The sequence below is a fragment of the Paraburkholderia sediminicola genome (assembly GCF_046026855.1).
GTDB lineage: Bacteria > Pseudomonadota > Gammaproteobacteria > Burkholderiales > Burkholderiaceae > Paraburkholderia > Paraburkholderia sediminicola_A.
This window is the reverse complement of the sequence record NZ_JAQQET010000013.1, coordinates 169,968-183,007: the sequence shown is the minus strand read 5'-3', so window position 1 is coordinate 183,007 and position 13,040 is coordinate 169,968. Positions and strand designations below refer to the sequence as shown.

Sequence of the window (13,040 nt, the reverse complement as noted above, 5' to 3'; positions counted from 1 at the left end):
ATTCCGATTGAATTTTTCCTCATCCGCCGTTACGCCGCCGGCATCTTGCCGAGCGTGGCTGCCGAGCTTTTCAGGCCTTTGAAAATCCGCTCGGCGACCTTACCCGGAAACCGCTCGGGCAATTCGGCCGAGACCCGCGCGATGACCTCCGGCGTCTGTTCGATCAGCCGCTGGATCAATGGCTCGGCGTTCGCGCCGTACGAACATTTCAGCGCCATGGTGTTGAAGTGGCGCCGCTGCACGTCGCGGAAGGCGTCGTGTTTGCTGCGCGACCACATTGCCATGGCAAGCTTGGCCTTGAACCACGACCACTGATTCGGGCCGTTTCCTTCCACCGGCCAGATCGACATCACGTCGTAAAGCGGCGTGAGACGGTACTGGCCGCCCGCCAGCAGGCGAATGCTGAAGTTCTTGGCGTGGCCGTCCGGCGCCGCCAGCATCCAGAACAGGATCTGGCTTGCCAGCAGTGTCTCGATGTCCTGCTGCGCCGACACCGATTGCTGAAGAATCCGCGCGAGGTCCAGCACGCCCGGGCCGCCTTCGTTTTCGTACTTGCGATGCGACGGCACGCCGTACACCTGGCAGAAGTCTTCCTGCGGCAGGCGCAGCAGCCATTGCCCGCTTGAATGCAGTTGCCGGTCGAAGCGTTCGACGCTCAGCACCCGCTGCTTGCCGAACGTCATGATCTCGGCGTTGGCCACCGGCAGGCCGTAGGCGCGCAGGATTTGCAGACACAGCCATTCGTTTTCGACCGAGGTGCTGAGGTCGGCAAGCTTGTTGCCGACCAGCCCGAGCGGCAGCTTGAAAATGTGCGTGGTCGGCGTGGCGCCATGCGGACGCTGCCACTTGCCGTCGTGCCACAGCAGAGCGGTTTTCTCCTGCGCGCCGGCGAGCGAGATGCGGAAATCGTCCGCTTCGTCGCGCGCGCCCAGGGCGGGGCTGCTGACGGTGCGCGCCAGCATGGCTTCGATCTCAATGTCGGAGAGCGGCGTGCCGTCGATACGTTCGACGCCGGCCGGCGCGTCGTCAACGGCCAGCAACTGGACGGCGCCCACGCAATCGCGGCCAATGGCTTGCAGCAGGTCGAACGCATCGAGCGTATCGGTCTGGTAGCGCTGCGCGATGCGTTTTCTGATCGCCTCGCTGTCGGGCAGCAGATTGTCGAAATAGTTGAGCACCCGTGGCCCTTTGTGCACCACGTTGCCAGGCGCGAACGGCAACGAGAGCGAAAGCGGCCGGCCCGCGGGCGAGGCGACCCACGCGGGATCGTAAGCGAACTCCATGGGACCGCGGGTGGGCAGGCGCCAGACGCCGACACGCTCGCCGTTGGCCCACACCGAAAGCGCCCGCGAATGAGTTTGACGGCCCATGCTTACCACTCGATCAAAGGCGCTGGCTCAGGCGCCGGCTGGTTCTTGTCGCGTACCTGCAATTGCAGGCCGTAGGCGCCGCACAGCGCAAGCAATTGTGCGAGGGTGAGACTGGTGGCGTCGGTTTCCAGCGCCGAGATGCGGCTCTGGCTGACGCCGATGCGCGAGGCGGCTTCGGCCTGGGTGAGACCGGCCTGGCGCCGGCCGGCAGCAAGTAGCTGGGCCATCTGGTCCTGCGTGGAGACAAGGTGGATCATGGCAAATTATCCGTGAAACGAATAAATGCACTTTATGCGTCAGACAGATATTTGTCAAATATTCATATGACGCATATTTTTCAAATATCTGTCTGGCGCATAAACGGAAAATATCTGTATTGCGAATAAAATTGGTCTGTCTGCATTCCTGGCAGAGGATGGCCGTGTAGCATGCTGTGAAAACATTTTCTACCGACTCCATTCGACTCATGAACCCGCCGACGCTACGCCACACCGACGTGCCGTACTACACACAATGGGGCAGCCCCGACTGGGTGCGCCACATCGTCGAACAACAGGGCGATCCGTGTGACGATCCATGCTGGCAGCGCAGTGGTTTTGCCGACCCGGAGCGTTACCGTTTCTGGGCCAAACGCCTGTGCGGTCTGACCTGCCTCGAATCCGCGCTTGACTACTGGCGCATCGAACACGCGCCGCGCGCCGTGCTGCTCGATGAAGCGTTGCGTCACGGCGTGTACCGGTTGCGCGACGACGGCGGCGTCGATGGGTTGATCTACCGGCCGTTCGCCGATTGGGTTGACGAGGCGTTCGGCATTCAGGTCGAGGTGCTGCCGCAGGCGCCGCTCGAAGAGATCGCCGTGCGCATTGACGGCGACACGCTTGCGATCGTTTCCGTGAGTCCCGAAATCCGTTATCCGGAGCGGCCGAATCAGCGCCAGGGCGGCCATCTGATCCTGCTGCACGGGCGCGATCGCGATGGCGTATGGTTCCATAATCCGTCGGGCATTGCGCCTCACCAGGCGGATGTGTACCTGCCGTTCGCAACGATGGCGCGTTTCTACGCGGGGCGTGGCATGACGCTCACCCGCATCGTCGGCTAGGGGCGGCAGCAGGCACGCCGTACGGCGAGCGCGATGATCGGGCCCGTTTTCTGCTGGAAAGTTTCCCACCGTCCTTTGCGATACCGGAAACCCGACATGAATCGAACCTATGCCTTGCTTGCCGCGGGCCTTGTCGCGCTCAGCGCCGTGACCGCAGCGAATGCAGCCGCCGAGGACGACCAGGCCAAGGCCTGCCGCGGCGACGCGATGCATTTCTGCTCCGCCGAGATTCCGAACAAGGAAAAAATCACCGCCTGCATGAAGCAGCACCTCGACGAACTCAGTCCGGCGTGCCGCGCGATGTTCAAGGGCGGCAAGAAGGGCGACGCCAAAGCCGCTTCGCAGTGAACGTGGCGGCAGCGCGCCGCTGCGTTTCGGTGAAGTGCTTCGGTGGACCACTTCGGTGAACCACGCTAACCCCTGCGTTGCAGTCGCGTTCCCGCGATCCGGCCCCAGGGCGCGCCGCACGTCGTAGAATCGCTTGTTCCCGATTCCCGGAGTAGCCGCGTGTCTGACCAGCCACACCCCCAGCCACGCCCACCACGCTTTCGTCTGCCGCGCCGTGCCCGCACGCCCTGGCAGGCGCCGCGCGCCCGCACATTGTTCACGCGCCCCGCGGCGTCGCCGCAGCGTGTGTTGCTGCAGCGGATCTATCTCGTGCTCGGCCTGTGCGTGCTCGCCTTCGCCGTGCTCTATCTCGACCGCGACGGTCTGCGCGACGCCAACCGCAAGGTGCTCGGCATCGTCGACCTGATGTACTTCACGATGGTCACCGTCGCCACGGTCGGTTATGGCGACATCGTGCCGGTCACCGCCCGCGCGCGGCTCATCGACGCCTTCTTCATTGTGCCGATTCGTATCGTCATCTGGTTCGTGTTTCTGGGCACTGCTTATCAGTTCGTCATTCAACGCGTCATCGAGGAATTCCGCATGAAACGCCTGCAAAAACAACTGCGCGATCACGTCGTGGTGTGCGGCTACGGATTAAGCGGTTCGGTCGCGGTGCGCGAGCTGCTCGAAAGCGGCTTTGCCGCGGAGTCGATCGTCGTCATCGATTCGCAGCAGGAGGCACTTGAAGCGGCCACGGCGTTAGGTGTGGCGGGGTTGCTCGGCGATCCCTCGCGTGAGGACCTGTTGCAGCAGGCGCAGGTGCGCATCGCCAAAGCAGTGATCATTGCCGTCAGCGACGACGCCATCGCGATCCTGCTCACGCTGACCGTACGCAGCGTCGCGCCGGACACGAAAATCGTCGTGCGGATTCAGGAGCAGACCTATCAGCGCCAGTTGCGCCAGGCCGGCGCGGACGTGATCGTTTCGTCGACCAAGATTGGCGGGCTGTTGCTCGCCGACGCGGTGGACAGCAACTACATCGTGCCGTTCATCAACGATCTGTTGTCGGCGCGCGGCCGTGTCAATCTGGTGGAACGTCCTGCTACGGCGCTGGAAGTCGGTCGCTGGAGCAATGCGCTGCCGGGCGCGGTGGTGGTCGGGCTGATACGCGCGGGGCGCATGCTGTCCTTCTATGAAGACGAGCCGTGTCCGATTGAGCCGGACGATCTGCTGATGGTGATCCAGTCGTCGCGCCATGCGGGCGACGCGTCCGGCGGCTAGTGCACACCGCCAGGCGCGCGGCCGGGCTCGGCCGCTTCAAGGAGAGGCCCCTGCAGATTGACGACGATGCGCATGTTTATGTTTTTGTAAACTAGCTCGCCGACGAACGCGATTCATTGACATTGACTTACGGTTTTCAGGTGCGCTGAATCGAACGCATCATCTTGCAAGGACAGGAAAAGCCCGCTTATGACTCACCCGACCACGCAGATCTTCGACGACGCCGCCACCGCGCGGCTGATTCCGTACGCGACGCTCGTCGACGCTTTGAAGCGCGCAAGCATCGACTACGCGCAGCAACGCATTAAGAGTCCTGAACGGCTTGTCGTGCCGCTCAACGAAGGCGGCATCATGCTGTCGATGCCGGCCACCGCGCCCGATCTTGCGATTCACAAACTGGTCAACGTGTGCGCGAGTAATAGACCGCGCGGCATTCCGACGATCCACGGCAAGGTAATGGCCTTCGATGCCGACACCGGCGAGACGCTCTTCATCCTCGACGGCCCGACGGTGACCGGTCGGCGCACGGCGGCGATGTCGATGCTCGGCGTACACACTTTCGCGCGGACCCGGCCGCACGAATTTCTGCTGATCGGCGCGGGCACGCAGGCAGTGAACCATCTGGAAGCAATCGGCGAACTGTTTCCCGACGCACGTGTGTGGGTGAAGGGCCGTGCGCCCGCGCGGGCCGAAGCGTTTTGCGCTACGCATCGCGGCAAGGCGTATGACCTGCAACCGCTGCCGCATCCTGACAACGCGCTTCCCGATTCGATCGACGTGGTGATCGCACTGACCACCAGCAAGCAGGCCGTCTACAACGAAGCGGCGCGCGCGGACCGGCTCGTGATCGGCGTCGGTGCGTTCACGCCGGCCATGGTCGAAATCGGCGCGCACACGATCGCAGGCAGTGCGCTGTTCGTCGACGACGAAGCCGGAGCGAGGCATGAAGCCGGTGATTTCATCCAGGCCGGCGTCGATTGGGCGCAAGTCGGCGGAATTGCCACAGTGGTGGAAAACGCTGCTTTGTTGCCGCAGGGGAAAGCGATTGTTTTTAAAAGCGTCGGTTGCGCGGCCTGGGATCTGGCGGCCTGCCGCGTGGCGCGCGAAGCCTTGTCCGGCGGCTGATCGCGGATCGTTTGCAGCGCCCGGCGCAGGGCGGTTCGCAGGCCCTGGTTGGCATCTTGCGCCAACCTGCGGCACATGTTGCCGTGCAAACAATCTCAAAACGTTGCACCATAGGCGTTTGCCAGAAAAAAGCGCCGGTCCGCCGGCGTTTTTTGCCCTTTGTCCTTTGAACGCCTATCACGACGCTGCGACCGCGCTATGACGACCCACCACGCTTCTGCCACTCCCGACCTGCCGCTCGACATGATCATCTTCGGCGGCACCGGCGACCTGTCGTTTCGCAAGCTGCTGCCCGCGCTCTATATGGCGCATCTGCACTGCAATCTGCCGCCGGATACCCGCATTCTCACGATCGGCCGCAAGCCTTGGTCACGTGAGGAGTACATCAACGAATTCATGGAAACGAAGGCGAAGCCCTTCATCGAAAAGAAGGCGTTCGATGCCGCCGCCTGGGACAAATTCCTGGCGCTGTTCGAGTACGTGCGCATGGACGTCGATTCGGTCGAGGACTACCAGCGTCTGAAGGAGGCGTCGCGTGACGGTGTGCGGCGCGTGTTCTATCTCGCGACCTCGCCGGATCTGTTCACGAACATTTGCGACAACCTGTCGGCGGCGGGACTGGTCGACGAGAATTCGCGGGTCGTCCTCGAGAAACCGCTGGGCCACGATCTGGCGTCCGCGCAAGAGATCAACACGGCGGTCGGCAAACATTTCAGCGAAGCGCAGATCTACCGGATCGACCACTACCTCGGCAAGGAAACCGTGCAGAACCTGATGGTGCTGCGCTTCGGCAATCCGATTTTCGGCCCGCTGTGGCAGGCACCGTATATCAAGAGCGTGCAGATTACGGTGGCGGAAACGGTCGGCGTAGGCAGCCGCGCGGGCTTCTACGACAAAACCGGCGCGCTGCGCGACATGGTGCAGAACCACTTGCTGCAATTGCTGTGCATCGTTGCGATGGAGCCGCCGGTGTCGCTCGACCCGGATGCGGTGCGCGACGAAAAGCTCAAGGTGCTGCGTTCGCTGCGGCCCATGACGCCCGAGGACATCGCGCGCGATACGGTGCGCGGCCAGTACACCGCGGGCGCCGTGGACGGCGAGGCAGTGAAGGGCTATCAGGAGGAAGACAACGTGCCGCCGGGTAGCCGTGCCGAGACTTTCGTCGCGTTGCGCGCGCATATCAACAACTGGCGCTGGGCCCACGTGCCGTTTTTCCTGCGCACCGGCAAGCGGATGCAGAAGAAAGTGTCGGAGATCGTCATCGAGTTTTCCGAGTTGCCTTTCTCGATCATTCCGAACGGCAATAGCGGGCGCAACTATGGCAACCGGCTCGTGATCCAGTTGCAGCCTGAAGAGTCGATCCAGTTGCAGGTGCTGGCGAAAGAACCGGGCAGCGGCATGCATATGCTGCCGGTGAATTTGAACCTCGACTTGCAGCAGGCGTTCACCGAGCGTCGCGCGGAAGCGTATGAGCGTCTGCTGATCGACGTGATTCGCGGACGCCTCACGCACTTCATGCGCCGCGATGAACTCGAAGCCGCGTGGGCATGGGCCGAACCGATTCTTGAAGGCTGGGGCAAGTCGGGCGACAAGCCGCGTGGCTATACGTCAGGTACGTTTGGGCCGGCTGCGTCGACCGCGCTGATGGCGCGGGAAAACGCCGTATGGGCGGAAGAATCGCAGTAAGTCAGCCGGCAGCCGGGCGTCGGCTGTAGGTCGACGCTTTGAAGTGTTCGTCTGGCATTAAAAAAGGCGGCCCGTTTTTGCGGGCCGCCTTTTTTATTACGTGTGAGCCGTGCTGCTCTACGGCAACGAAATCGTCAGCGTGGCCGATTGCGGTCCGAGCTTGACCACCTGCGAATACGGCGCGAGTGTGCGCAACGTCTGATCGCGCAGATAGGTGTTCAGACCGAGATAAGCGAGCAGCCCGACCAGCGCGAACACCGCACCGATCGACCACAACGGCACCTCGCGCTTGAGCCGGTGAGCGACCTGGTCCGGCAGCGGCCAATGTGGGGCGAACGGTGCACGCTTGCCTTTCATATGCGCGATTTCGTCGCCGATCCGCGCAGTCAAATACGCAAGCTTCTCTGGACCCTCGAGCAGATACTTGCCCTGGAAGCCGAGCAGCAGGCACATGTGGAACACTTCGAGCGACTGCAGACGCGCGGCGCCCTGGGCGCGGCATTCCTCCAGATACTGAAAGAACTTCTCACCTGCCAGTTGCTCGCCGAACAGCACCAGCTGGAGCGGCCGGCGCTCCCATTCAGTGCGAATCCTGAACGTTGACGACAACACCGATTCGTCAATGGCCGCGCAGAACGCAAACTTCGACGCGTAGACATCTTCCGCCGATGCATTGAGTTTTTTCGCACCGCGCTCGAAGTCGCCGAGAAACTGCTGGATACGCTGGCTGAACTCGTTCGCGTCGCCGGGTTCGCGGCCGTTCTTCAACAAAAACAGCATGAAGAAGCCGTCGTATAGCAGATCGAGCAGCGAGCGGACCTGGTAGCTCGGCTCGCTCATAGGGGCGGGCGTCGCGGCAGGTGTGTTGCCGCCAAACAGGGAAGGCGCGTAGCTCATGATGTGACGGCGATCAGTTCGAGTTGAAGATCGTTGATGCCCGACGGCGCGTAGATCATTGCCGATTGGGCCTGCAACATACGGTCATACAATGCGCCGCGCGATTCGCAGGAGAAGTAGCACGCGCCCGGCCGTACTGGAATGGCGGGCGGTACTTGCGGCGTGTAAACGAGGCGCACGCCCGGCATGGCCGAGAGCACCAGCTTGTCGACGTCGTCCGGCGCGCCGACCTTGAAGCGGGCGGGTACGGCTTCGACGAGTTCCGCGGTCGGCATGTCTGCGGAGACGGCGATGTAGAACATGGTCTTGTCGTCGATCTTGCCCGAGTCGAGACGGCCCGCATGGAACGACGGACGCACTTCTTCGAGCGCGATCGCGAAGTAGCGCGTCGAGATGACAGTTTCGAGCAGATCGCGCAGGATCGTGTCGAGGCGCGCAAAACCGGGGCCCGGATCGTCATGCCGGTAAGCCGGCAGGTCGGACAGCGCATAGCCCTTCGAAAACGTCATTAACTGGCCGGCGAGACGCAGCAATTCCTGAAACAGACGTTCCGGATGCAGCGCCGAATGCTGATACAGATGCGCAAGCGAGGCAAACGCGGCACTGGCGGTGTGCAGCAGCCAGAACGACGCGATGTCGCCCGAACGGAATTCGATGATGTTCTTGGTCGGCTCGCGGTGAAAACCATACAGCGCGTTGACCTTGGCCTGCAGCGCGTCGATCAGTTGACGCAGCCGTTGATGCAGGATCGGCGAGGCGTCGATCGCGAGGCAGGGCGGCACGAACGTGTCGTCGATTTCGAAACCCGACGTGGCGGTGCGGCGCACGCGCACGAGCGGCACCGACAGCAACTGGTCACGCGGCTCGCTATGCGCAATGAGTTTGACGCTGGTCTTCAGGAAGGTGATGTCGGCTTCGGCGGCGTCGGTGAAATGATCGGCCACCGGCGTCTGCTCGCTGACATAACGCGACACGAAGCCCGCGTTGCTGTCTTGCGAATAGTTCGCGCCGGCTTCGCGCAGCGGATGCAGCGCCAGATAAAACGTGAACTCATTGATACCGTCGGGCAGCGTGTCGAGCGCGATCGGCGGCGGCAGGTCGTCGGCTTGCGGCGCGGAGTAGAGCGCGCCATCCGGAAACACCAGCGAGAGTTCGCTCACGCGCAGCACATTGCTGCCGAGCGCGTCGCGGTCGAAACGCGCCGAACGCACGCCCCAGTTGTATGGCTGGATCGCCTGGATCGATTCGAACAGGCGCGCCTCATGATAGGCGTCCTGACGCTGAAAATGCTGTGGCCTCAAAAACAGGCCTTCCCCCCAGAGCACTTTTGCCGAATAACTCATCTCAAACCTGTTATATACGTTCAGCGTGTGGCGCGCCCGGAGATAACCGATTCGAACGCCGTATTGTTAATTCTATAAAAACTGTTAAATCGTATTTGACCGGCATCTTTAACCGCAGCTTACTGAAGAAAGCATATTCAGCGGCTGGGCGGGCAATCCCTGTTCAGGCGGGATCACAGTGCCGTTGGTCACCGTCATTGCGCAGTTATGCAGGCCGATCATTATGCCGGATTTCTCCGACTTCGCCGGGTCAAAGGCGAATTTCCAACGCTGCATGGCCGGGTCGCGGAATAGAGCGACGATACCGAATGCCTGAGCTTCACGCGAGACTTTTTCGGTAACGACGTAACGCTGACCGGGGATCAGCGTCACTTCGCGCACACCCAGCAGATCGCCGCCCAGTATGGTCTTTTCCTTGGCTGGATCGGTAAAGGCGTCGAATGGCGCCTGCTGGAATGAAGTGGGGTCTTTCAGCACGTAAAGCCGTACGACGAGTGCCAATGGGCGCTGGTCATTGGCGGCATTGAGATTCTGTGCGGCGTATAGCGTGAGGCCGACATTACGCGGTGGCTTTTGCGCGTCCGGCAGGTCGGGCTTGCCGAGGCCGCTCGCCTGCAAAACCGCGTTGGCAGCGGCTCCCAGCACCGGCACGGCGGCCGCGCAGCCGTCCAGCAGCGCACACACGGCGGCGCTGGCAATCAATAGCGATGCATAGCGAACAAGACGCGAATTCATATACATCGACCGGCTCGGCGCCGTCCCCCGTCAAAACATCAATAACGAAATCAATCAGGCAAATTTTCAGCAACGCTATGCCGCGTAATGCCGCTTTATGCAAAGCGCATTGCTCTCCGACACTTACCTGTTTGCTGCCTGGCATGCGGAAATTTTTTCCGTTCTCCGCATTGTGGCTATTGCACCAGGAAACAATTTCTGCATGTTTCGTTTAAATCATCCACATGCATTTTTTTTGTGCAATCCTTCTTCACACGAAAGTTGAATTATCGAAAATTGGCCTGTACTATACCCGCGCAGTTGAAGCAAAGCAAAACTCCGGTTTTCCCTTGAATTAAAAAAATCGCACGTCGGTGAAAAACGATGAATGAGCGTCTGTTAGTAAAACTATCTGGGGTAGTGTTGGCATGCGGCGTGATTGCCGGTTGCGCGACACAGGGCAACAACACAGCGACCACACCGGAGGCTTTTAATAAGCAACTCGCGGACGCGGATACCGTCGCCAAGGGCGGAGATCAGGATCGCGCCATCGCGCTTTATCAGCAATTGTCAAAATCGGATCCGACCCGTGAAGAACCGTGGTCGCGTATTGCGCAGATCCAGTTCACGCAAGGTCATTACGGTCAGGCTATTGTCGCCGCGCAAGAAGCGTTGCAGCGCGACCAGACGGATCGTCAGGCAAAGAGCGTGCTGGCTGTAGCCGGCCTGCGCGTGGCCACGCAATCGCTCGGCGAACTGCGTCAGGATGCGTCGCTCGCGGGTGACGCGAAATCAGACGCGCAAGCGCTCGCCAAGCAGTTGCGCGACACGCTCGGCGAAGCCACGTTGTTCCCGCCTGATCCGAACGACAAGCCCGTCGTGAAGAAGAAGCGCATTATTCGCCATGTCGCCAAGGGCAAGGCTGCGGAAACGCCGGACGCAAGTCCCAGCGCCGCGGCTCCGGCGGCTACGCCGGCTGCTGCTCTCGCAGCACCCGCGCCGGCGCCTGCAGCACCCGCCAAAGCCGCACAAAGCGGCGGCGCGTCCGATCCGTTCAGCGCGCTGCGCTAATTCAGGCCTGATTCATCTGCATCCGGGAGCCGACGATGGCGAAGAAAGAAAGTATTCAAAAACGTTTGCAAAAAGTGCGACCGCCACGCGTTCAACTGACGTACGAAGTTGAGCGTGGCGATGCGATCGAAATCAAGGAACTGCCTTTCGTCGTCGGTGTGGTTGCCGATCTGGCAGGGCAGTCCGAAGTCGAGCAGCCGAAGCTGCGCGATCGCAAGTTCGTCAGCATCGACCGTGACAATTTTGACGACGTGATGAAAGCGATCGAGCCGCGCGCCGCGTTTCAGGTGGAAAACCGTCTGAGCGAGGCAGGTGGCAAATTCGCTGTCGATCTGCGTTTCAAGTCGATGGCCGATTTCAGTCCGGATGAGGTGGTTGCACAGATCGAGCCGCTGCGCCGTCTGCTCGATGCGCGTTCGAAGCTCGCCGACCTGCGCAACAAGCTGGCCGGCAACGACAAGCTCGAAGACCTGTTGAGCGAAGTGCTCAACAACACGCAGCAGTTGCAGACGCTGGCGAAAGATCAGGGCAACGCAGCAGACCAGCACGCCGGCGCGCCGGATCACGACAAGCAGGGCGAATAAGTACGCACGGGGTGTGAGATGAACCAGCAAACGGCAGCAGCCCAACTCGCCGCGGCGCAAAGTGGCGCGGAATCCACGCTGCTCGACGAAATCGTCGAGAAAAGCCGCGTGGCGAAGTCCGAGTCAGAACATGCGCGCGCGAAAGACCTGATCGGCGAACTCGTCCACCAGGTGCTCGACGGCACGGTGGTGATGTCCGACAACCTGTCGGCCACTATCGACGCGCGCGTCGCGGAACTCGACCGCCTGATCTCCGCGCAACTCAGCGCGGTGATGCATGCGCCGGAATTCCAGCGCATGGAAAGCACGTGGCGCGGTCTGGATTACCTGTGCAAGGAAAGCAATACCGGCTCGACGGTCAAGATCAAGGCGCTGCACGCGCCGAAGCGCGACCTCGTGCGCGACTTCAAGAACGCCATTGAATTCGATCAAAGCGCACTCTTCAAGAAGGTTTATGAAGAAGAGTTCGGCACCTTCGGTGGCGCACCGTTCGGCACGATCATTGGCGACTTCGAAGTGACGCGTCAGCCTGAAGACGTGTATTTCATCGAACAGATGGCGCACGTCGCGGCCGCGGCGCACGCACCGTTCATCGCATCGGCGTCGCCTGAACTGATGGGTCTCGAAACGTTTGCCGATCTCGGCAAACCGCGCGATCTCGGCAAGGTGTTCGATACGGTTGAATACGCGAAGTGGAAGTCGTTCCGCGACTCCGAAGACTCGCGCTATGTCGGGCTGACTTTGCCGCGTTTTCTCGGCCGCCTGCCTTTCAATCCGAAAGACGGCGCGACTGCGGAAGGCTTCAACTTTGTCGAAGACGTAGACGGCACCGATCACAGCAAGTATCTGTGGTGTAACGCAGCGTGGGCCTTCGCGGCGCGCCTGACGGCCGCATTCGACGATTTCGGCTGGTGCGCGGCGATTCGCGGCGTGGAAGGCGGTGGTCTGGTGGAAGATCTGCCCACCCACACGTTCAAGACGGACGACGGCGAAGTCGCGCTGAAATGCCCGACCGAAATCGCGATTACCGATCGCCGCGAAAAGGAATTGAGCGACCTCGGTTTCATTCCGCTCGTGCACTGCAAGAACTCGGATTACGCCGCGTTCTTCGCCGCGCAATCGGTGCAGAAACCCAAGAAGTACAGCACCGATAGCGCGAATGCTAACGCTGTGCTGTCCGCGCAACTGCAATACATCTTCTCGGTGTCGCGCGTGGCGCACTACCTGAAGGCGATGATGCGCGACAAGATCGGTAGCTTCGCATCGGCGCAGAACGTTGAAGTATTCCTGAACCGTTGGATTTCGCAGTACGTGCTGCTGGACGACAACGCGACCCAGGAGCAGAAAGCGCAGTTTCCGCTGCGCGAGGCATCGATACAGGTCTCGGAGATTCCGGGCAAACCTGGTGTGTATCGTTCGGTCGCGTTCCTGCGCCCGCACTTTCAACTGGACGAGCTTTCGATCTCTTTGCGGCTTGTCGCTGACCTGCCGAAACCGGCAAATTCATAAACGAAGTCAGAAAGCCCGTGCCGGCCGCACG

Annotated in this window: 13 protein-coding genes; 8 read left to right on the top strand and 5 right to left on the bottom strand. The window is 61.3% G+C overall.

Annotated elements, in window-relative coordinates; all coding sequences use genetic code 11:
• Positions 1-29: 29 nt before the first annotated feature.
• A complete protein-coding gene (locus PQR40_RS16675; RefSeq protein WP_408509422.1) occupies positions 30-1,370 on the bottom strand; it encodes a type II toxin-antitoxin system HipA family toxin in 1,341 nt (446 codons plus the stop codon).
• A 2-nt stretch (positions 1,371-1,372) separates the two neighbouring features.
• Positions 1,373-1,627 carry a type II toxin-antitoxin system RelB family anti-toxin gene (gene relB, locus PQR40_RS16670; RefSeq protein WP_408230242.1) on the bottom strand — a complete coding sequence of 85 codons (255 nt, stop codon included), beginning with the start codon at positions 1,625-1,627 and terminating at the stop codon, positions 1,373-1,375.
• Positions 1,628-1,836: 209 nt separating this feature from the next.
• Here relB and PQR40_RS16665 point away from each other — a divergent pair, with 209 nt between their 5' ends.
• The 5 genes from PQR40_RS16665 to zwf all read left to right on the top strand — a co-directional run bounded on the left by PQR40_RS16665 (position 1,837) and on the right by zwf (position 6,891).
• Positions 1,837-2,469 (top strand): C39 family peptidase, encoded by a 633-nt coding sequence (locus PQR40_RS16665; RefSeq protein ID WP_408230245.1) that lies wholly within the window; start codon positions 1,837-1,839, stop codon positions 2,467-2,469.
• A 96-nt stretch (positions 2,470-2,565) separates the two neighbouring features.
• On the top strand, positions 2,566-2,817 hold the full coding sequence (locus PQR40_RS16660; RefSeq protein WP_408230248.1) for a hypothetical protein: 252 nt from the start codon (positions 2,566-2,568) through the stop codon (positions 2,815-2,817).
• Between the two features lie 159 nt (positions 2,818-2,976).
• On the top strand, positions 2,977-4,080 hold the full coding sequence (locus PQR40_RS16655; RefSeq protein WP_408230251.1) for a potassium channel family protein: 1,104 nt from the start codon (positions 2,977-2,979) through the stop codon (positions 4,078-4,080).
• Between the two features lie 189 nt (positions 4,081-4,269).
• On the top strand, positions 4,270-5,205 hold the full coding sequence (gene lhpI, locus PQR40_RS16650) for a bifunctional Delta(1)-pyrroline-2-carboxylate/Delta(1)-piperideine-2-carboxylate reductase (protein WP_408509421.1): 936 nt from the start codon (positions 4,270-4,272) through the stop codon (positions 5,203-5,205).
• 198 nt (positions 5,206-5,403) lie between these two features.
• Positions 5,404-6,891, top strand: coding sequence for a glucose-6-phosphate dehydrogenase (gene zwf, locus PQR40_RS16645; protein ID WP_408388917.1), 1,488 nt, complete (start codon positions 5,404-5,406; stop codon positions 6,889-6,891).
• Between the two features lie 117 nt (positions 6,892-7,008).
• Here zwf and icmH read toward each other — a convergent pair whose 3' ends face one another.
• The 3 genes from icmH to tssJ form a co-directional block, all read right to left on the bottom strand.
• Entirely contained in the window at positions 7,009-7,788 is a 780-nt protein-coding gene (gene icmH / locus PQR40_RS16640) for a type IVB secretion system protein IcmH/DotU (protein WP_408230260.1), read from the bottom strand.
• Positions 7,785-9,131 (bottom strand): type VI secretion system baseplate subunit TssK, encoded by a 1,347-nt coding sequence (gene tssK / locus PQR40_RS16635; protein ID WP_408230263.1) that lies wholly within the window; start codon positions 9,129-9,131, stop codon positions 7,785-7,787. The genes icmH and tssK overlap by 4 nt, the downstream gene beginning before the upstream one ends.
• 108 nt (positions 9,132-9,239) lie before the next feature.
• The gene (tssJ, locus tag PQR40_RS16630; protein ID WP_408230343.1) at positions 9,240-9,866 is read right to left on the bottom strand and encodes a type VI secretion system lipoprotein TssJ; all 627 of its coding nucleotides are present in this window, start codon (positions 9,864-9,866) and stop codon (positions 9,240-9,242) included.
• A 363-nt stretch (positions 9,867-10,229) separates the two neighbouring features.
• Here tssJ and PQR40_RS16625 point away from each other — a divergent pair, with 363 nt between their 5' ends.
• The 3 genes from PQR40_RS16625 to tssC are packed head-to-tail and all read left to right on the top strand — an operon-like array spanning position 10,230 to position 13,009.
• Positions 10,230-10,916, top strand: a complete 687-nt coding sequence (locus PQR40_RS16625; RefSeq protein WP_408230266.1) for a tetratricopeptide repeat protein — start codon at positions 10,230-10,232, stop codon at positions 10,914-10,916.
• 35 nt (positions 10,917-10,951) lie between these two features.
• Positions 10,952-11,500, top strand: a complete 549-nt coding sequence (gene tssB, locus PQR40_RS16620; protein WP_408230269.1) for a type VI secretion system contractile sheath small subunit — start codon at positions 10,952-10,954, stop codon at positions 11,498-11,500.
• 18 nt (positions 11,501-11,518) lie between these two features.
• A complete protein-coding gene (gene tssC, locus PQR40_RS16615; RefSeq protein ID WP_408213065.1) occupies positions 11,519-13,009 on the top strand; it encodes a type VI secretion system contractile sheath large subunit in 1,491 nt (496 codons plus the stop codon).
• Positions 13,010-13,040: the final 31 nt, after the last annotated feature.

Excerpts from the sequence above, each read along its gene's own strand:
- PQR40_RS16675 (WP_408509422.1), bottom strand. The coding sequence starts at position 1,370 with ATGGGCCGTCAAACTCATTCGCGGGCGCTTTCGGTGTGGGCCAACGGC.
- relB (WP_408230242.1), bottom strand. The coding sequence starts at position 1,627 with ATGATCCACCTTGTCTCCACGCAGGACCAGATGGCCCAGCTACTTGCT.
- PQR40_RS16665 (WP_408230245.1), top strand. The coding sequence starts at position 1,837 with ATGAACCCGCCGACGCTACGCCACACCGACGTGCCGTACTACACACAA.
- PQR40_RS16660 (WP_408230248.1), top strand. The coding sequence starts at position 2,566 with ATGAATCGAACCTATGCCTTGCTTGCCGCGGGCCTTGTCGCGCTCAGC.
- lhpI (WP_408509421.1), top strand. The coding sequence starts at position 4,270 with ATGACTCACCCGACCACGCAGATCTTCGACGACGCCGCCACCGCGCGG.
- zwf (WP_408388917.1), top strand. The coding sequence starts at position 5,404 with ATGACGACCCACCACGCTTCTGCCACTCCCGACCTGCCGCTCGACATG.
- icmH (WP_408230260.1), bottom strand. The coding sequence starts at position 7,788 with ATGAGCTACGCGCCTTCCCTGTTTGGCGGCAACACACCTGCCGCGACG.
- tssK (WP_408230263.1), bottom strand. The coding sequence starts at position 9,131 with ATGAGTTATTCGGCAAAAGTGCTCTGGGGGGAAGGCCTGTTTTTGAGG.
- tssJ (WP_408230343.1), bottom strand. The coding sequence starts at position 9,866 with ATGAATTCGCGTCTTGTTCGCTATGCATCGCTATTGATTGCCAGCGCC.
- PQR40_RS16625 (WP_408230266.1), top strand. The coding sequence starts at position 10,230 with ATGAATGAGCGTCTGTTAGTAAAACTATCTGGGGTAGTGTTGGCATGC.
- tssB (WP_408230269.1), top strand. The coding sequence starts at position 10,952 with ATGGCGAAGAAAGAAAGTATTCAAAAACGTTTGCAAAAAGTGCGACCG.
- tssC (WP_408213065.1), top strand. The coding sequence starts at position 11,519 with ATGAACCAGCAAACGGCAGCAGCCCAACTCGCCGCGGCGCAAAGTGGC.